The organism is Microbacterium sp. GW823-FHT02G05 (assembly GCF_058797175.1).
In genome coordinates, this window is sequence record NZ_JBXAJK010000002.1 from 1161272 (window position 1) to 1180594 (window position 19323).

General features: G+C 67.7%; 18 protein-coding genes and 1 tRNA gene. 2 read left to right on the top strand and 17 right to left on the bottom strand.

The window, feature by feature from the left end:
- Positions 1–55: 55 nt before the first annotated feature.
- Positions 56–748, top strand: a complete 693-nt coding sequence (locus AC1REM_RS15480) for a LysE/ArgO family amino acid transporter (RefSeq protein WP_492515417.1) — start codon at positions 56–58, stop codon at positions 746–748.
- 67 nt (positions 749–815) lie between these two features.
- On the opposite strand, the gene rplA is transcribed toward AC1REM_RS15480, so the two are convergent.
- The 17 genes from rplA to gabT all read right to left on the bottom strand — a co-directional run bounded on the left by rplA (position 816) and on the right by gabT (position 17677).
- Positions 816–1505, bottom strand: a complete 690-nt coding sequence (rplA, locus tag AC1REM_RS15485) for a 50S ribosomal protein L1 (protein ID WP_492515418.1) — start codon at positions 1503–1505, stop codon at positions 816–818.
- 11 nt (positions 1506–1516) lie between these two features.
- Positions 1517–1948, bottom strand: a complete 432-nt coding sequence (rplK, locus tag AC1REM_RS15490) for a 50S ribosomal protein L11 (RefSeq protein WP_204937947.1) — start codon at positions 1946–1948, stop codon at positions 1517–1519.
- A 240-nt stretch (positions 1949–2188) separates the two neighbouring features.
- Positions 2189–3199, bottom strand: coding sequence for a transcription termination/antitermination protein NusG (gene nusG, locus AC1REM_RS15495; protein WP_492515419.1), 1011 nt, complete (start codon positions 3197–3199; stop codon positions 2189–2191).
- Positions 3200–3240: 41 nt separating this feature from the next.
- Complete coding sequence (gene secE, locus AC1REM_RS15500; RefSeq protein ID WP_378788136.1) at positions 3241–3519, bottom strand: preprotein translocase subunit SecE; 279 nt, start codon at positions 3517–3519, stop codon at positions 3241–3243.
- Between the two features lie 40 nt (positions 3520–3559).
- Positions 3560–3632, bottom strand: a tRNA-Trp gene (locus AC1REM_RS15505).
- Between the two features lie 230 nt (positions 3633–3862).
- Positions 3863–5284: a GntP family transporter gene (locus tag AC1REM_RS15510; RefSeq protein ID WP_492515420.1), complete on the bottom strand. Its 1422-nt coding sequence runs from the start codon at positions 5282–5284 to the stop codon at positions 3863–3865.
- 66 nt (positions 5285–5350) lie between these two features.
- Entirely contained in the window at positions 5351–6241 is an 891-nt protein-coding gene (locus tag AC1REM_RS15515) for an NAD(P)-dependent oxidoreductase (RefSeq protein ID WP_378788139.1), read from the bottom strand.
- Between the two features lie 5 nt (positions 6242–6246).
- Positions 6247–7680, bottom strand: coding sequence for a four-carbon acid sugar kinase family protein (locus tag AC1REM_RS15520; RefSeq protein ID WP_492515421.1), 1434 nt, complete (start codon positions 7678–7680; stop codon positions 6247–6249).
- Positions 7681–7826: 146 nt separating this feature from the next.
- Positions 7827–8111, bottom strand: coding sequence for a hypothetical protein (locus tag AC1REM_RS15525; protein WP_492515422.1), 285 nt, complete (start codon positions 8109–8111; stop codon positions 7827–7829).
- A 44-nt stretch (positions 8112–8155) separates the two neighbouring features.
- Entirely contained in the window at positions 8156–8878 is a 723-nt protein-coding gene (locus AC1REM_RS15530; RefSeq protein WP_492515423.1) for a FadR/GntR family transcriptional regulator, read from the bottom strand.
- A 23-nt stretch (positions 8879–8901) separates the two neighbouring features.
- Positions 8902–9339, bottom strand: coding sequence for a pyridoxamine 5'-phosphate oxidase family protein (locus AC1REM_RS15535; protein WP_492515424.1), 438 nt, complete (start codon positions 9337–9339; stop codon positions 8902–8904).
- Positions 9340–9444: 105 nt separating this feature from the next.
- A complete protein-coding gene (locus AC1REM_RS15540) occupies positions 9445–10809 on the bottom strand; it encodes an NAD-dependent succinate-semialdehyde dehydrogenase (RefSeq protein ID WP_492515425.1) in 1365 nt (454 codons plus the stop codon).
- A gap of 72 nt (positions 10810–10881) precedes the next feature.
- Complete coding sequence (locus AC1REM_RS15545) at positions 10882–12357, bottom strand: NAD-dependent succinate-semialdehyde dehydrogenase (protein WP_492515426.1); 1476 nt, start codon at positions 12355–12357, stop codon at positions 10882–10884.
- A gap of 44 nt (positions 12358–12401) precedes the next feature.
- Positions 12402–13964, bottom strand: coding sequence for an APC family permease (locus tag AC1REM_RS15550; protein WP_492515427.1), 1563 nt, complete (start codon positions 13962–13964; stop codon positions 12402–12404).
- On the bottom strand, positions 13961–14866 hold the full coding sequence (locus tag AC1REM_RS15555; RefSeq protein WP_204937958.1) for a universal stress protein: 906 nt from the start codon (positions 14864–14866) through the stop codon (positions 13961–13963). Before AC1REM_RS15555 ends, AC1REM_RS15550 begins: the two co-directional genes overlap by 4 nt.
- On the bottom strand, positions 14863–16221 hold the full coding sequence (locus tag AC1REM_RS15560; RefSeq protein ID WP_492515428.1) for a flavin monoamine oxidase family protein: 1359 nt from the start codon (positions 16219–16221) through the stop codon (positions 14863–14865). Before AC1REM_RS15560 ends, AC1REM_RS15555 begins: the two co-directional genes overlap by 4 nt.
- 94 nt (positions 16222–16315) lie before the next feature.
- The gene (gabT, locus tag AC1REM_RS15565; RefSeq protein ID WP_492515429.1) at positions 16316–17677 is read right to left on the bottom strand and encodes a 4-aminobutyrate--2-oxoglutarate transaminase; all 1362 of its coding nucleotides are present in this window, start codon (positions 17675–17677) and stop codon (positions 16316–16318) included.
- A 95-nt stretch (positions 17678–17772) separates the two neighbouring features.
- Here gabT and AC1REM_RS15570 point away from each other — a divergent pair, with 95 nt between their 5' ends.
- Positions 17773–19272: a PucR family transcriptional regulator gene (locus AC1REM_RS15570; protein WP_492515430.1), complete on the top strand. Its 1500-nt coding sequence runs from the start codon at positions 17773–17775 to the stop codon at positions 19270–19272.
- The last annotated feature ends 51 nt before the right edge of the window (positions 19273–19323 follow it).

Genomic DNA, 19323 nt, shown 5'->3' on the forward strand with positions numbered 1-19323 from the left:
TATCCCTAAGGAATCCTCGCTGGAGCTAAAGCCGGCGGATGCCTACGCTGAGGACATGCTCCCCCTGCTCTCCGGCCTCGGCCTCGGCCTCTCCCTCATCATCGCGATCGGCGCGCAGAACGTCTTCGTGCTCCGCCAGGGCCTGCGCCGCGAGCATGTGCTGCCCGTCGTGGTGATCTGCGCCGTCTCCGACGCGATCCTGATCGCCGCGGGCGTCGCCGGCCTCGGATACCTCGTCGAGAACGCCCCATGGCTCGTGCCGGTCGCGCGGCTGCTGGGCGGTGGCTTCCTCATCGTCTATGGGTTCCTCGCCGCGCGACGGGCGTGGAATCCCTCCGGCGGGTCGCTTCTCGTCGACGACAGCACGCCGATCGCGCGCGACACGGCGGATGCCGGATCCCCTGTGGACGGCGGGGAGACACCCGGCGCAACCCGCACGCGCGTGCGCTCCGGACGCACGGCGGTGCTGCTGACGGCCCTCGCACTCACCTGGCTCAACCCGAACGTCTATCTCGACACGGTCCTGCTGCTCGGCTCGATCGCCTCCACCCACGGCGATGCCCGTTGGATGTTCGCCGTCGGTGCGATGACCGCGAGCGTGCTGTGGTTCTTCGCACTCGGCTTCGGCGCCCACTACCTCGGGCGATGGCTGCGCACTCCCCGCGCGTGGCGGATGCTGGACGCCGGCATCGCCGCCCTGATGATCCTGCTCGGTGTGAACCTCATGCTGCCGGTGTTCTTCGGATAGACCGGGGTTCTTCGGAGAAACGACGAAGGCCCCCACCGCGAGGTGGGGGCCTTCGTGCATGTCACACTCAGATGGCGTTGACGTCCAGCGGGATGCCGGGGCCGAACGTGGTCGACACCGCACCCTTCTGGATGTAACGGCCCTTCGAGCTCGACGGCTTCAGACGAACGATCTCGTCGAGCGCTGCGGCGAGGTTCTCGTCGAGCTGCTCAGCGGTGAACGATGCCTTGCCGACGACGAAGTGCACGTTGGCGTGCTTGTCGACGCGGAACTCGATCTTTCCGCCCTTGATGTCCTCAACAGCCTTTGCGACGTTGGGGGTCACGGTGCCGGTCTTCGGGTTCGGCATGAGGCCACGCGGACCCAGCACCTTACCGAGACGACCGACCTGGCCCATGAGCTCAGGGGTCGAGACAGCGGAGTCGAATGCGGTCCAGCCGCCGGCGACCTTCTCGATGAGCTCGGCGCCGCCGACCTCGTCTGCACCAGCGGCGATCGCTGCCTCGGCCGCGGGGCCGGTGGCGAACACGATGACGCGGGCGGTCTTTCCGGTGCCGTGCGGCAGGATGACCGTGCCACGGACCATCTGGTCAGCCTTGCGGGGGTCGACCGAGAGCTTCAGCGCGACCTCAACGGTCGAGTTGAACTTCGACGAGCCGGTCTCCTTGGCGAGGGCGACTGCCTCGGTCGGAGTGTAGAAACGGTCTGCCTCGATCTTTGCGGCGGCAGCCTGGTATGCCTTGGACTTGGTAGCCATGATTCTCTTCCTTAGCCCTCGACCGTGATGCCCATGGAACGGGCGGTGCCGGCGATGATCTTCGACGCAGCGTCGATGTCGTTCGCGTTGAGGTCAGCCTGCTTCTGCTCGGCGATCTGGCGAACCTGCTCAGCCGTGATCTTGCCGACCTTGACCGTGTGCGGGGTAGCCGAAGCCTTCTGCACGCCAGCGGCCTTCTTGATGAGCTCTGCTGCCGGCGGGGTCTTCAGGATGAACGTGAAGCTGCGGTCCTCGTAGACGGTGATCTCGACGGGGATGACGTTGCCACGCTGCGACTCGGTTGCGGCGTTGTACGCCTTGCAGAACTCCATGATGTTGACGCCGTGCTGACCGAGCGCAGGGCCGATCGGGGGCGCCGGGTTGGCTGCACCGGCGTTGATCTGAAGCTTGATCAGGCCGGTCACCTTCTTCTTAGGTGCCATTTCCTCTTCCTTTCATCGAGCGGATGCTGCGCCGGGCGGCTCGCGCCAGACGCATCCGTTCTCCCGCAGATCCGGCATTTCCGGAGTGCGGTTGTCGTGCAGACACGCAGAACGTGCACACAAACCATAGAAGTCTACCTGATGCGACGTCGCCGCGCAGACCGTACCCGATTCCGCACCGGAACATGCCGGGAATGCGAAACGGCCGCCCCGGAGGGCGGCCGTTTCGTGAAACGTGTGTCAGATCATCTTCGTGACCTGGTCGAACGACAGTTCAACCGGGGTCTCACGCTCGAAGAGGGAGACGAGAACCGTGAGCTTGCCGCTCTCCGGCTTGATCTCGCTGATCGAACCGGGAAGGCCAGCGAACGAGCCTTCCTTGATCGTGATGGTCTCGCCGATCTCGAAGTCGACCTCGGCCGCGACAGGGCGAGCCACAGCCGTACCGCCCTTCGCCGCGACAGCCTTCGCGGTCGGGACGTCGCGCACCTCGACGAGCGACTTCAGCATGTTGAATGCCTCTTCGAAGCGCAGCGGCGTCGGGTTGTGGGCGTTGCCGACGAAGCCGGTCACACCCGGGGTGTGACGGACGACCGACCAGGTGTCTTCGGTCAGCTCCATGCGCACGAGCACGTAGCCCGGGATGCGCACGCGCGTGACCATCTTGCGCTGGCCGTTCTTGATCTCGACGACATCTTCCATCGGGACTTCGATCTGGTAGATGTCGTCCTCGACCTCGAGCGTCGACTTGCGCTGCTCGATGTTGGCCTTCACCTTGCGCTCGAACCCGGCGTAGGAGTGGATGACGTACCACTTGCCCGGGAGCATGCGCAGGTCGAGACGGAACGCCTCGTAGGGGTCTTCCTCAGCGTCGGCGTCGGTCTCGGCAGCGTCGTCACCGAGCTCGGGTCCGTCGTACGGAGCGACCTCGGCAGCCTCTGCCGCCTCGAGGTCGGCGACCTCTTCGGCCACGGAGTCGTTGAGAACCTCTGCGGCAGCCTCGGTCTCGGCTGCTTCGTCCAGGTTGAGGGCGTCGTTCACGATGGCGTCAGCCTCCGGGTCGTCGATGTCGATGTCTTCGTCTGCGCCATCGAAGTCGTCGTCACCTTCGATGTGCAGAGCGGCCTGCTCTGCGGGCTGCGATGCGAGAACCTCTTCAGAGAGGACGTTGCCCTCCTGAGCTTCGTCTTCTTCGCTCGACTGTTCTGCGGCAGTCGCCCAGTCGGCGTCGTCAGAAATTCGTTCAGACACTTGGTTATCTTTCCTTCAGGAGCGGCTTCGTGCCGCAAAACTCACGGGGTCGGACGCCCCGGAACCCCGAACACTTGCGATGTGAGCCACGAGAAGACGAGGTCGAGCCCGTACACGATGCCCATCATCAGCAGGACGAAAACCAGGACGACCGAGGTGAACTTGATCAGTTCCTTGCGCGTCGGTGCGACGACCTTGCGCAGTTCGGCGATCACCTGGCGGAAGAACAGCGCGATCCGGCCGAAGAAGCCCAGCTTCTTCTCGCGGCCTGCGCCGCCGTTCGCGGCAGGGACCACAGCGCCCGATGCGTCCTGAACCATCCTGAATGTACCTTTCGTGTGCCAGCTGTGCGCTGACGCGCAGGGCGGACAGGAATCGAACCTGCAACCTGCGGTTTTGGAGACCGCTGCTCTGCCAATTGAGCTACCGCCCTAGAGATCCGGGGATCTCGGTACCGCATCCTTCTGCTGTGCTTTCGGCCTGTGAGCCTCGGGCATAGCGGAAGTATGCAGTTTGGAACTGCTGTCCCAGCATACGGCATTTGCACCATCCAGCCGAACCGCTGTGGAATCTCACGCACGCCCGGGCGCGTCACATCCCTCTCAGCCGACCTCGGCGCATGCCAGAGGAGGGGCACCTCGGTGGCACCCCTCCCCTGCACGCTCAGGAGACCGGGATGAGTCCGTAGATCAGCCAGGTGAGCAGGAAGCCCGCCACGCCGAGAACGGTCGTCAGAGGCGTCCAGGTGCGCAGACCGTCCTTGACCGAGAGGCCGAGGTAGCGCGTCACGACCCAGAAGCCGGAGTCGTTGACATGGCTGAGTCCGAGACCGCCGTAGCCGATCGCGAGAGCGACGAGCGAGACGTGGATCGGGTCGAGACCGAGGACCGCGACGGCAGGCAGCATCAGGCCCGCGGTCGTGGTGATCGCGACCGTCGCCGATCCCTGCGCTGCGCGCATGATGAGCGAGATGAGGAACGCGGCCAGCATGAGCGGCATGCCGCTGCCCGCGAGCAGTTCGGCGACAGCGCCGCCGATGCCCGTCTCGGTCAGGATGCGACCGAAGGCACCACCGGCACCGGTCACGAGGATGATCACGGCTGCCGCAGGGAGAGCCGACTCCATGACCTCACCGAGCTTCGCTGCGGACCAGCCGCGACGGACGCCGAGGAAGAACATCGCTGCGGCGATCGCGACCATGAGCGCGAAGATCGGCTGGCCGACCATCGACAGGAAGCTGTTCCAGAAGGTGCCCTTCTCGAAGATCGGCGCCACCGCCGTGCCCATCATGATCAGGGCCAGCGGCAGAAGGATCAGGCCCAGCACGGTGAACGCGCTCGGAGCCTTCTCGCCGTCGCGAAGGCCCACGTTGGCCGAGGGCGTGTCGGTGCCGAAGCTGTCGAACATCTCCTTGGTCGCCTCGATCATCGCGTACTCCCGGCGGTTGAGCACCTTCGCGGCGAAGTAGGCCAGAGCGCCGAGGGGAATCGAGACGAGCAGCGAGAAGATCGTGACCCAGCCGATGTCGGCGCCGAGGATCGTCGATCCGCCGACGATACCCGGGTGCGGCGGGACGGCGACATGCACGGCGAGCATGATGCCCGCGACAGGGAGGCCGAACTTGATCGGGTTGAGGCCCGCGACCTTCGCGAAGGCGAAGATGATAGGCACGAGGATGATGAATCCGGCGTCGAAGAACACCGGGATCGCCAGGATGCCCGCGGCGATGACGAGTGCGATTCCTACCCGCTTCGGGCCCAGCCACGACGTGAAGCGACCGGCGAGAGACTCTGCGCCGCCGGAGAGCTCGATGATCTTGCCGAGCATCGAACCGAGCGCGACGAGGACGGCGACGGAACCGAGCGTTCCTCCGACTCCCGCGATGATCGCCTGGATGATTCCGAGTTGCTCGGGAGAGCTGTCGGTGGCGGGGATCGTCGTCATCGGCAGGCCGGCGGCGAGGCCGACCACGATCGAGACGAGGATGAGGGCGTAGAACGCCTGCATCTTGAAGCGGATGATCAGCAGGAGCAGCAGAGCCAGGCCTGCGACTCCGATTGCGATCAGCGCGGGAAGAGGAAGCATCAGTGGATCTCTTCTTTCAGGGGCTCGGGCACGAGTCTGACACGTGCCACGTGGATGTGGTGGGTGTTACGACAGACGCTCGGGAGCGATGACGCGGATGACGGCGGAGTCGTCGAGCCCGCCGAGGCCCTGCGCCTCCCCGAGGAGGAAGAGCTGCTCAGCGGCCGCGGCGACCGGCACCGAGAGGTGCGCGCGACGTGCGGCGTCGCCGACGATGCCGAGGTCCTTCACGAAGATGTCGAGGCGACTCAGCACCTCAGCGCCGTCTTCGTCGTAGGCCTGCAGCGTGCGCGGACCGCGGTTGCCGAGCATGAACGAGTTCGCAGCCCCGGCGGTGAGCGCCTCAAGGGTCTTCTCACGGTCGAGTCCGAGAGCGTCAGCGAGTGCGAGCGCCTCGGCGGCGGCGGCGATGTGCACACCGCACAGCAGCTGGTTGACGGTCTTCAGCGCCTGACCGTCACCGGGCTTGTCTCCGACGATCGAGAGGGTCGACGCGAGCTGATCGAGCACGGGCTGTGCGATCGTGAGCGCCGCGGGCGTGGCGCCCACGACGATGAGGAGGTCGCCCTCGCCCGCGCGCACCGGTCCCCCGGAGAGCGGAGCATCCACGAGCTCAGCGCCGTGCGCGGCGAGGCGTGCGGCGATGTCGGCGATGCCGTCGGTGCCGACCGTGCTGGTCAGGATGACGACCGCACCATCGGCGAGATGTTCGGCAAGACCGGTCGCACCGAAGAGCAGGTCGTCGAGCTGCGCGCCCGTGCGCACGGCGACGAGCACAGCATCCGCGTCCTGCACCGCGGCGGCGGCCGACTCGGCAGCCGCGACGCCCTGCTCCGCGGCGAGAGCCAGACGCTCTGGAGCGATGTCGAAGCCGCGCACGGTGAAGCGCTGGGCGAGTCGGGTCGCCATGGGAAGCCCCATGGCGCCAAGGCCGATGACGGCAACGGTGGTGGTCATGTCAGTCAGTTCCTTTCCAGTGCGGGACGAGCGCTGTCGCTCGCGTCGGCGAGGGTCGCGACGACCCGGGCGAGCGAGTCGGCGACGCCGACGTTCCCTGCGAAGACGATGTACGGGATGCCCACGGCGGGCCCGGTCTCGGGCTGCCACAGCGAGACGATGCCGGGCAGCATCGGGCCGAGTACGGTGGCACGGCGGATCTCCAGCGCCTCGCTGGCGACGTCGCTCGAGGTGATGCCACCCTTGGCGATGACGAAGCGCGGCGGGGCGATCGCCAGCACGCGGCGTACGAGCTCGACGACGCCGCTGGAGACCTTCCGGGCGATCTCGAGGCTCGCGTCGCCGTCGGCGCCGGTGATGAGCTCGCGCGTCGTGTGCACGATCACGGTTCCGGTGCGGAGAGCGGATGCCGCCGCCTGCGCCTGCGCGTCGAGGTGAGCCTCGCGGCGGCCATCGATCAGCTGCCGCACGTCGAGTTCGATCGTGAGCGTGTCCGGACGCGCGCGGTGCAGTTCTTCGAGCTGCATGGTCGTGAGGGGCACGTGACTGCCGACGACGACGAGCCCTCCCCCGCTGTGCGCGAAGGCGATGTCCTCTGCACGCACGGGCAGGGCGATCTCCTGTCCGATGTGGGCGCGCACGTAGGGCGGACCGACGCGCAGCAGCGCGGTGCGGTCCGGCATCCGGTGCAGCGCGAGGGCGACGACCCGCATGTCGGACTCTTCGACCACGTCGACCGCGATGACCGTGCCCGCGGGGAGCGCGCGCAGGAAGGCGGTGACGCTGTCTACGCCTGCACGGATGATGTCGATCGTGAGCGCAGCGACGTCCTCAGCAGGCACCTGGCCTGCGGTCTTCTCCGCCACCCATTCGCGGAGGTTCGAGGAGCGGAAACCGAAGGTCGCGTCCTGCGCGAAGGGTGTCTTACCCACCGGCGTCGCCTCGCCGTCGACCACCCAATAGTGCACCGAGTCGACCGTGACGCGACCGGCGTCAGGGAAGGCGGGGACGAGCAGCGTGAAGTCCGGCGCAGTGCCGCCGTGGGTGACGATCTCGGCGGCGAGCGTGTCGGTCTCCAGCGGGAAGTGTCCACGCAGCGTCGAATCTCCGCGCGAGACGAAGGTCACGTGGCGCCCCGCATCCGCGGCCGCGGCCAGTGCGACCGCGACGACCTCGCGGTTGCGTGCGATCGTCGTCTGCTCATCGAGCGAGCGCGTGTTGGTGAGCACGTACACCGCAGGAGCGCCGGTTGCGAAGGCACCATCGAGGTCGTCGCGCTCCCAGCGGGTGAGAACGGGAAGTCCCGCGACCGACTGCGTGCCCGTGGGGTCGTCATCGAGGACGACGAGGACGCCGCGCGGGTCGAGAGCGGACCGCACCTGCTCGGCGTCGATCGTGACGGGGGCCGGAAGTGGCGCGAGAAGCGCGTCGATCTGCACAGAAGCTCCTTTGATTCTCGGGTTATCCGATATCAGATAACGATGGTACGCCAGGAGTTCGAGTACGGCAAGCGACGGCGGAACACCCGCTCCCCGAGAACGGATGCGGCGCCCGCTGCGCGACGAATCGACGCGCGTCTGCACCCTCAGTCCAGGCCGGCCAGGAGCTCGCGCGCGCGGTCTCGCTCCGCGTCGACGAGGTCGTCGCCCACATCGATGCGCAATGCCTGCTCCAGCAGGGGGCGCGCCTCAGCGATGCGGTCACTCTCGATCAGAAGATCGCCGAGGATCACGAGCGCGCGCATGCGCGTCGGCGCATCCATCTCGGCGTCACCGTCGAGCAGCCCGCGCAGCACACTCTCGGCACGGTCGCCCATCCCACGGTCCAACAGCATCAGTGCCTTCGACATCTGCAGCTCGTGGGGGTTCACGCGTCCACCCTAGGGCCGCCAGCCCGTTCGCAGAAAGGATGCGCTCAGCCGCCCAGCACGAAGTGCAGCAGATCATCCCGCGTCTGACGCATGTGGCTCGCCATCGCCTCACGGGCGTCGTCCCCCGAGCCGGAGCGCATCGCCGCGAGCACCGCCTCATGCTCCGCCAACGCATGCTCGCGGATCTCGAGCACGGCACTCGTCTCGCTGCGGGTCTCCTGCAGCATCGTCGTGAGCGGACGCATCGAGGCGATGAGGATCCTGTTGTCAGCGGCAGCGATGATCACGTCGTGGAACTCCAGATCCGCGTCCACGAACCCCGGAACGTCCCCGGACTCGTGCGCGCGGCGCATCCGCTCCAGCGTGGCTTCGAGCGCCGCGAGATCGTCGGCATCGCACCGCGGTGCGGCCAGCTCGGCGGCACCCGTCTCGAACATGACGCGCATCTCCAGCAGCTCAAGAGACGAACGACGACGCGCTCCCCCGCTGCGCGCATAGCGCACGACTGCTTCCAGGCCCGTCCATTCGTCGACGGGTGCGATGCGATGCCGGCTGCCGGGGACGGGCGCGATCACGCCCTGTGCCTGCAGCAGTCGCACGGCTTCGCGCAGGGTCAGCCGAGAAACGCCGAACTCCCCCGCCAGATCACCTTCGGGCGGAAGCGGCTCGCCCGCCACCAGACGCCCCTCGATGATTGCGTCGAGGATCCCCTCGACCACAGCCTGCGTGCGGGTGACCCGTTCGGTCACCACCGGGCGTTGCGTCATGCCTCCACGGTAGCGCGCTCGCGTCAGTACTCTGCGACGCCTGTGCGCTCCGGCTCAGAGCCTCGGTGGAAGGCGCGTCCCGTGATCGTCGTCGGGGTGATCCGCACGAACACCCGCTTCAGCGTGGGAATCCACGGACGAAGGCCAGCGCGCTCGGCGCGATCCACTTCCGCGTCGGTCTCCAGCGCCTCGGCGTGGCCGCGCACGATGACGCTCCACGCATCGGCCTCCGTGTGGTCGTCGACTTGGAACAGCACGTCCGCGTTGACGGTGAGCTCGAACAGCTTGCTTCCCGGCGCCGTGCGAAACAGGATGCTGTCACCGTCGACGACGTAGTTGACGGGGAAGATGTCGATCGTCTCGCCGATATGCGTGACGATGCGGCCCAGCTCCTGTGCGCGCAACCGCGCCATGCTCTGCACCGAGTCAAGGACGATCACAGGGTCGATGTTCTCGTTCATGCCCCCATTCTGCGCTTTTCGCACGGTGGGCGACAGGGGCGGCAGCTCGGACGAAGAGACCCCTGCATCCCTCGGAGAGGGACGCAGGGGTCTTCAGGAGGAAGCTCAACCGACGCGGATGAGCTTCTTGTTGACGAACTCCTCAGCGGCGAGGTGGCCCAGCTCACGCGAGGTGCCGCTGCGCTTGATGCCACCGAAGGGCAGCTCGGGGCTGTCGGCGAGCACGAGGTTCACGTAGACCATGCCGGCCTCGATCTTGTCGGCCACGCGCTCCGCCTGGGCCGCATCTGTCGTGAAGACGTAGGAGCCGAGACCGAAGGTCGTGTCGTTCGCGAGTGCGACGGCGGCGTCTTCGTCGGCCACACGGTAGACGACCGCTGCGGGGCCGAAGAGCTCCTGGCCGTAGACGTCCATCTCCGGAGTCACGTCCGCGAGCACGGTCGCCTCGAAGAAGGCGCCGTCGTGGTCACCGCCGGTCAGAAGCGTCGCGCCCTGCGCGACCGCCGTGTCGATCTGCTTCTTGAGGTTCTCCGCCGCCGCGAGGGAGGAGACCGGGCCGAGCACGGTGTCCTCCTGCATCGGATCGGTCGGAGCCACCGCCGCCATCCCGGCGACGAACTTCTCGACGAATGCGTCGTAGAGACCGTCGACGATGATGAAGCGCTTCGCGCCGTTGCAGGCCTGACCGTTGTTGTCGAGGCGCGCATCGATGCCGGCCTGCACTGTGGCATCCAGATCATCCGTCGACAGCACGATGAAGGGATCCGAGCCACCGAGTTCCAGCGCCACCTTCTTCAGGTTGCGGCCCGCGACCTCGGCGACGGCTGCTCCGGCACGCTCCGAGCCGGTGAGCGAGACACCCTGCACGCGCGGGTCAGCGATCATCGCGGCGATCTGCTCATTCGTCGCGAGCACGTTCTGGTACGCGCCCTCCGGGAAGCCGGCGTCGCGGTAGATCGCCGCGATCGCCGACGACGACTCTGGGCACTGAGGTGCGGGCTTCAGCAGGATCGTGTTGCCCACGATGAGGTTCGGCGCCGCGAATCGGACGATCTGGTACGCCGGGAAGTTCCACGGCATGATGCCGATGAGCGGGCCGAGCGACGAGCGGCGGATGATCGCCGTGCCATCGCCGAGGATGTCGAGCGGCTGATCCTTCATGATCGCCTCGGCCTGGTCGGCGTAGTACTCCGCGATGTCCGCTGCGAAGTCGACCTCGCCGAGGGCCGCCTCACGCGGCTTGCCCATCTCGCGCACGAAGACATCCGCGAGCTCCTCACGGCGTTCGCGGTGCAGCTCGGCCATCCGCCGCACGAGCGCGGCGCGCTCCGCGACCGTGGAGGACCGCGACCATCCGCGGTGCGCAGCATCCGCCGCGGCCACCGCGGTCTCGATCTCGGCGTCGGTCGCTGTGGCGTAGGTGGCCTCGGTCTTGCCTGTGGCCGGATTGATGACGGCGTAGTCGCTCATGTCTGGTCCTCTCGTTTTCGATTGGTCTGTGCGGGGTGGGGATGCGGCATCCCCACCCCGAGCCGGCTGATGTCAGCTGGCGGGAATCAGCGTGTACTTGGTCGACAGGTACTCGTGGATGCCTTCGAAGCCGCCCTCGCGACCGACCCCCGACTGCTTGACACCGCCGAAGGGCGCGGCGGCGTTCGAGACGACGCCCACGTTCAGCCCCATCATGCCGGTCTCCAGCGCGTCGATCATGCGGTGACCACGGGCGAGGTCCTCGGTGAAGACGTAGGAGACGAGTCCGTACTCGGTGTCGTTGGCGAGACGGACGGCCTCGGCCTCGTCGGCGAAGGTGGCGATCGCCAGCACCGGGCCGAAGATCTCCTCGCGCAGAATCGCGCTGCCGGCGACGACGTCGGTCAGGACGGTGGGCTCGTAGAACGACCCCGCCCCGTCGAGAGCCTTGCCGCCCGCGAGCAGGCGTGCACCACGTCCGACGGCCTCCTCGACGAGCTCGCCCGCCTTGGCGACCGCGTCATCGTCGATGAGCGGGCCGATCGAGACGCCCTCCTCGGTGCCGCGACCGATCTTCATCGCCTGCACGCGCTCCGCGACGCGGCGCGCGAACTCCTCGGCGACGTCCTGGTGCACGATGAAGCGGTTCGCCGCCGTGCACGCCTGACCGATGTTGCGGAACTTGGCTGCGAGCGCGCCTTCGACCGCCTTGTCGAGGTCGGCGTCTTCGAAGACGACGAACGGTGCGTTGCCGCCGAGCTCCATCGACACACGCAGCACACCCTCAGCGGCCTGCGCGATGAGCTTGCGGCCCACCTCGGTCGAGCCCGTGAACGACAGCTTGCGCAGGCGCGGGTCGGCGATGATCGGCGCCGACAGCGCGGACGAGCGCGAGGTCTGCACGACGTTGACCACACCGGCGGGCAGGCCCGCCTTCTCAAGCAGCGACGCGAAGAACATCGTGGTCAGCGGCGTGAGTGCCGGGGGCTTGATCACGACGGTGCATCCGGCCGCAAGAGCCGGAGCGATCTTGCGGGTCGCCATCGCGAACGGGAAGTTCCACGGCGTCACGAAGAACGACGGTCCGACGGGACGCTGCGAGACGACCATGTGCCCCGTGCCCTCGGGGTTCAGGCCGTAACGCCCGGCGATGCGCACGGCCTCCTCGCTGAACCAGCGCAGGAACTCGCCGCCGTAGACGACCTCGCCACGCGCCTCGGCGATGGGCTTGCCCATCTCGAGAGTCATGAGCAGTGCGAGGTCCTCCTTGTGCTCCTGCACGAGGTCGAACGCGCGGCGCAGGATGTCGCTGCGCGTGCGCGGCGCCGTGGCCGCCCAGGCATCCTGAGCGGCGACCGCGGCGTCGAGCGCACGCATGCCGTCCGCCGGGGTGGCATCCGCGATCGAGGAGATCACATCACCCGTCGCCGGGTCGCGCACATCGAACGTGCGTCCTTCTTCCGCGGCGATCCACTCTCCGTTGATGAACAGACCCGTCGGGACTGCGTCGAGGAGTGCCTGCTCGTGTGCTGCGATCTGCGTGCTCATGGTGCTCTTTCTGTGGGGTGTTGCGAAGGGAGGAAACTTTCGGCTCAGGCTCCGCGTGCGGGGGCATCGGTTCCGAGGGTCTGGCCGCGGAAGAACGCGGGGCGACGGATCGCCTGCCAGATCATCACGATGATGCCGAGGACGATGATCACCATGCCGAGGATGAACACGATGCCCAGGCCCCCGATCTGCGCGCCGCTTCCGTAGGCCGGGTCCATCGAGTCGATCAGCGTCGTGACGAAGAGGATCGCCAGGATGATGCCGCCGACGAGCGGGAACAGGAACGTGAAGAAGACATTGCGGGCCGAGTCGAACCACTGCTTGCGGAAGTACCAGACGCAGGCGAACGCCGTGATGCCGTAGTAGAAGCAGATCATCATGCCGAGCGTGAGGATCGTGTCCCACAGCGTGTTCTCGCTGACCACGCGCATCACGGCGTAGAAGGCGGATGCCACGATGGCCGACACGATCGTCGCGTAGCCCGGCGTGAAGAAGCGCGGATTGACCTTGCCGTAGGCCGGCGGGAGTGCGCCATAGTGCCCCATCGCGAGGAGCGTGCGCGCCGGTCCCACGAACGTCGACTGCAGCGACGACGCCGAGCTCGTGAGCACTGCGAGCGACACGAGGAACGCGAGCGGGCCGAGGATCGGGCCGGAGAGGTGGAAGAACACGTTCTCCTGGATGTCCTCATTGCCGAGACCCAGCTCTCCGGTCCCCGTGCCTGCGAACATGATCATCGCGATCGCGAGCAGCAGGTACAGCGAGACGATCGTGAGCACCGTGACGGTCGCGGCGCGGCCGGGCGTGCGCTCGGGATCCTTCGTCTCCTCGTTCATCGTGAGGGTGACGTCCCACCCCCAGAAGATGAAGATCGACAGCGAGAGCCCTGCCGCAAAGGCGCTGAACGTCGGCACGGCGAAGGGGTTGAACCAGTTGAGGTCGAACGGCTGCGGATCGAAGCCACCACCCGAGACCGCCTGTGTGATCGCAGCGATCGAAAAGCCGATCAGCGCGAGCACCTGGAAGCCGACCAGCCAGTACTGCAGCTTCTGCGTCGTCTTCATATCGCGGTACGAGATCCACGTCGCTGCGAGCATGAACAGCAGACACACGACGATGTTGATGCCCGTGTTGGCCGCGAGGTCGGCGATCTCCGTGTTGCCGGTCACCTGCGAGATCAACAGGAACAGGAAGTCGACGGCGACGCCGGCAAGGTTGGACAGCACGAGGATCGTCGCGACGACGAGGCCCCATCCGGCCATCCAGCCGATCCAGGGGCCGAAGGCGCGGGTCGCCCAGGTGAAGGACGTGCCGGAGTCCGGCATCCGATTGTTGAGTTCGCGGTAGCCGAAGGCGACCAGCAGCATCGGCAGGAAGCCGACGAGGATGATCGCGGGGATCTGCGATCCGACGACGGATGCCACGGGGCCGACGGCCGCCGTGAACGTGTACGCCGGTGCGATGCAGGAGATGCCGATGACGACGGCTCCGAGGAGTCCGACGGTGCCGGCGCTCAGTCCCTTGCGCGAGATGCCGCCGGTGACGGGTGCGTCGGGTGTGTTCGCCCCGCCGGAGTCGGGCGCCGTTGCCCGAGGTGTGCTGCTCATGCCTGGTCTCCTCCAGTGGAGATGTCGGTGGCGCGGGTGCGCGGCACGACGATCATGGGAACGGGGAGCTCGTGCAGCATCTTCGCCGCGGTCGAGCCCAGGAACAGCCGACGTGGCTGTGCGAGACGGCTGGATCCGACGAGAACGATCTCGCCGTCCTGCCAGGGAAGGTGAGCGACGGCGTCCTCGACGCTGTCACCGGCGGCGCGTTCGACATCCGCCGAGACGCCCTCGGGAAGAGATGCCCTCGCCTGGGCCAGGACATCGTCGCCGTGCACATTGCGCACCAGCGTGATCGCGCCGGTGTCGAGTCCGGGTGGGACGTCGAATGGCACGAGCGAGATGAGTCGCAGTGAGCCTCCGCTTGCGCTGGCGAGGCTCACTGCTTCTTCCAGGAGCACGTCGGCACCGGGTCGGGTGCCGATGGCTGCTGTCACGCGCGTGATCGGGGTGTCGATTCGCGTGCGGGTTGCGGACCCGGCGGGCGCGAGCGCCACCGGGATGGTCGAGGAGTGCAGGAGCTCGGATGCCACGGAGCCGAGGCGGTGACGGCCGAAGGTCGAGCCGTTCGCGGCGCCGACGACGATGAGGCGTGCCCCGAACTCCTCGCCCGCGGCGATGAGGCCCGCGGCGAAGGACTCCTCGAAACGCACGTGCCCGCTGCGTGTGATGTCCTGCGGAACCTGCGCGAGCGCATCGCGTAGCCACTCCTGCGCCTGCGCGCGGATGTGGGCCTCGTAGGCGCGCTCCGGCGGCACTGCCGCACTGCGTGTGCCCTCGGAGGGCAGCACGATCACGAGGTGCAGACGCATCCCGAGCCCGCGGGCCAGTCGCGCGCCGAGCGCGAGAGCATCCGCTCCCGACTCCGTCGCCGTGTAGCCGACGACGATCGCGCCGCTCATGCCCGGCTCGCTTCGACGATCGAGGATGCGGCGAGGCGCCCCATCCGGATCGCACCGTCGACGTGCTGGTAGCCGGCGCCCGCCATGTCGCTGCAGGCGAAGTGGATCGGGCCGACGGCCTCACGAAGGTCCGGACCGTAGCGGTGGAGGCCGCCCATGTCGAAGCTCGCAGCATAGGCGCCGCGGGTCCACTCCTCGCTCCCCCAGTCGCTCTCGTAGTAGACGACCGGGCTCTTCGCCTCTTCGCCGTAGTAGTGCGAGAGGGACTCCAGGATGCGCTCCTTGCGCTCCTCTGCGCTGAGCTCGAAGACGCCGTCGGCGTTGGCGTCGGAGACGAAGCCGACCAGTGTGCCGCGCTCGTCGCCGTGGTTGCTGTTGTCGTACGCCTCGTGCGACAGCTCGTAGGGGCTGAAGGCAGTTCCCGACAGACCCTTGTCCCGCCAGAACGGGGTCTCGTAGACCGCGTGCACCTTGATGACGAACCCCATCGACAGGTGCTGGTGAAGCTGGTGCTGACGACGCGGCAGCGCGGGCACGAAGCTGATCCGGTTGTAGAGCACAGGAGCGTGCGCGAGGATCGCGAAGCGGGCGCGGACGGTCAGATCGTCGGTCGTCACCGTGACGCCCGCGTCGCCCCATTCGAGCGTTCGCACGGGCTGATTCAGGTGCACATCGTCGCCCAGGCGCTCGGCAAGCAGCAGCGGAACCTGCTGCAGACCGCCGACGACGCGCTTGTCGAGAATGAAGTCCGCATCGACGAGGTTCGAGTACGACCCGGCGGATGCGGCCATAAGGAGCGACTGCAGCAGAGAGAACGCGTGTGTGGGCTTCGTGAGCATGGCCGAGCCCGTCGCGAACGCCAGGTTGCGCACGGCCTCGTCATCGTCGGTCTGCTCCCGGAGCCAGGCATCCCAGGTGATGGCGTCCCACTCTGCGGCCTTCGGGTGCTCCCAGGGGCGGTCCGGATCGATCTCGGACACCATCTGATCGAGCAGCGACGTGACCTCGGCGATCACGCGCTCCGTTTCGGGTGCGACCGGGAACATCTCGCCGGTGAAGCGGTGCACCGCGCCATCGGGTCCGACGTACACGCTGTCGCCCTCGCGGTAGCGGCTGAAGGTCTCCAGACCCAGCTCGGCGACGGTCTCGATGAGCGCGTCCTGGTCGGGCGACACCCACTGGCCGCCGATCTCCAGCATCGCGCCGTCGATGACGTCGGTCCACAGGCGTCCGCCGACACGGTCGCGGGCTTCGAGCACCGCCACCGAGAGTCCGGCTTTTCGCAATTCGTTGGCGGCGGTGAGTCCGGCAGCTCCTGCGCCGACGATCACTACGTCGCGGGTGATCTCAACCATTCACACAACTCCTTTGTTCATGAACCATGAGGGGTGTTCGGTGAAGTACCGGTCGCGCCTCGACATCCCCCGACACGAGGCGCGACCGGACGTCTCAGGAGGCCGCCAGGGCTGCGGCGACGACGTCGAGGCCCTCGTTCAGCAACTCGTCGCCGATCGACAACGGCGGCAGGAACCGGATGACGTTGCCGTAGGTGCCGCAGGTGAGCACGATCACGCCCTCCGCGATGCACGCCTTCGCGACGGTCGCGGTGAGCGCCGCATCCGGAGCATTCGTCTCCGGGTCCACGAACTCAGCGGCGATCATCGCACCGTGGCCGCGGATGTCGCCGATGCGCGCGTCCGAGGCCTGGATCGCGGTGAGACGCGCCTTCAGGCTCTCGCCGATCTGCTGCGCGCGCTCGATCAGGCCCTCGTTCTCGAAGGCGTCGATCGCCGCGAGAGCCGCAGCGCAGGCGACGGGGTTGCCTCCATAGGTGCCGCCGAGACCGCCTGCGTGCGACGCGTCCATGATCTCAGCGCGGCCGGTGACGGCGGCGAGCGGAAGCCCTGCCGCGATGCCCTTGGCGGTCGTGATGAGGTCGGGTTCGATGCCGAAGATCTCACTCGCGAACATGGCTCCTGTGCGGGCGAAGCCGGTCTGCACCTCGTCGGCAATGAAGACGACGCCGTTCGCACGACACCAATCGACGATCGCGTTGAGGAAACCGTCCGCGGGGACGATGAATCCGCCCTCGCCCTGGATGGGCTCGATGATGATCGCCGCGAGGTTGTCGGCGCCGATCTGCTTCTCCAGCTGCAGGATGGCGCGGGCGGCGGCATCCGCGCCGCTCAGTCCGTCGCGGAAGGGGTACGACATCGGCGCACGGTAGACCTCGGGGGCGAAGGGCCCGAAGCCGCTCTTGTAGGGCATCGACTTCGCGGTGAGCGCCATCGTGAGGTTCGTGCGACCGTGGTATCCGTGGTCGAAGGCGACGACGGCCTGACGACCCGTGTGCTTGCGGGCGATCTTGATCGCGTTCTCGACGGCCTCGGCTCCCGAGTTGAACAGGGCGGTCTTCTTCGCGAAGGAACCGGGCGTGACGCGGTTGAGCGCCTCGGCGACCTCGATGTACGACTCGTAGGGCGAGATCATGAAACAGGTGTGCGTGAACTGCGCCGCCTGCGCGGCGACAGCCGCGACGACCTTCGGGTGCGCGTTGCCGACGCTCGTGACTGCAATGCCCGAGCCGAGGTCGATCAGGGAGTTGCCGTCGACATCGACGACGACGCCGCCGCCCGCGGCGACCGCGGCCACGGGAACCGTGTGCCCGACGCCCGCCGGAACCGCGTTGGCCTTGCGCGCGAGGATCTCGGCTGAGCGCGGCCCGGGAAGGGCGGTGACCAGTCGGCGCTCCTGCGGGAGCGAGGGTCCGCCGAGGGGGGCTGCGTCGGTTGCGGCGTCGAGGAGAGTCATGTTGGCGAGCGTACGAGGGCACGCGTACGGATGCACTCGCCGGAGCGTACAATTCCAGTGAGAATTTCGCCGGAATGTACAAAGGATGCTGCGCAATGACGGACGCTCCCACGCTACGCACGCTGCTGCGACGCTCGGATCTCGCACTTGAGCTCGTCTCGCCCGTCGACACCGCGCTTCTGGATCACCCCCTGCGGTGGGTGCACAGCTCCGACCTCGCCGACCCCACGCCGTTCCTCACCGAGGACCTGGTGCTGCTCACGACCGGCACCCAGTTCCGCGATGAGGACTCCGTCGCCGCGCACGCCTACGTCCGGCGGCTCATGGAACGTGGCGTCGCCGGACTCGGCTTCGGCACCGAGGTGCATCGCGCGGGCATCCCCGCCGAGCTCATCGCAGCGTGCGCAGAGGTGGGGATGCCGCTCTTCGAGGTTCCCTACCGCACACCGTTCATCGCCATCGCCCGCGCGCACGCCGAGGCGATCGCCGCACAGGCCTACGCACGACGCACCTGGGCGCTCGACACCCAGCGCGCACTCGCGATCGCCGCACTCCGACCGCGAGGCTTGGAGTCCACCCTCAGCGAACTCGCCCGCAGGCTCAACGTCTGGGTCGGGCTCTTCGACGCGACGGGGGCGCTCGCTCATCAGCATCCTTCCGCGGCGCTCGACACCGAGACCCGGCAGGATCTCGCCGCTCACGCCGGCGACCTCATCACCCGCGGCGCTCAGGCCACACAGTCCTTCACCGTGGGAGCGCAGCCGTTCCTGCTGTTCACGCTCGGCCGCGGCGGCAGCCTGCGGGGCGTCATCGCCCTCGCCACCGGCGCGCTCGACCCCGAGGCGCGCACCGTCGTGACCTCGGTCATCGCCATGGCCGGACTCGCCCGCGAGCAGAGCGAGCAGCTCGGCCGACGCACGGCACGCCTCAACCGCCAGGTGCTCGAGTCGCTCCTGCTCGACGATCCGACGCTCGCCCGTCGCGTGCTGGGTGCCGTGCCGCCGGCGCCGGTCGTGGTCGCCGTCGCGGAGGCGGATGCTCCCGCCGAGGCCATCATCGAATGGTGCGAGCGACGCCGCACGAATGACGCGATCCCGTTCTTCGCCGCCGAAGGCCGCGAAGGACTCACGCTGTGCGTCTCGGCGAGGCACGAGGACCTCATCACAGAGGCAGCGGAGCGGTTCACCGTGCGCTGGGGCGTGTCCGAGGCCGACAGCTACTCGACCTTCGCGCGACTGCACGAGCAGGCGCATCTCGCTCTCGCACGCGGAACAGGTCCCGTGTCGCGGTACAGCGATGCGGCGAGCGCGAGCATGATCGGCGCACTCGCTACCGACGAGGCGCGTATGGTCGCCGAGTCGCGCCTTGCTCCGGTGCGACGACACGACGAGGCGTCCGGAACCGACCTCGAGCGCACCCTGCGCGTGTGGTTGGAGCACGATGCGAAACTCGACGCGGCTGCCGCCGCTCTCGGGGTGCACCGTCACACCGTGCGTAGTCGCGTGGCGCAGGCGTCCGCCCTGCTCGACCTCGACCTTTCGACCTTCCCGGCGCGCGCCGAACTGTGGGTCGCGCTGTCGACGCTGAGCGACTGAGTCACGCCGCGTCCCGACACTTCCCTCGGCCGAGAGCACTCGGCCATGATG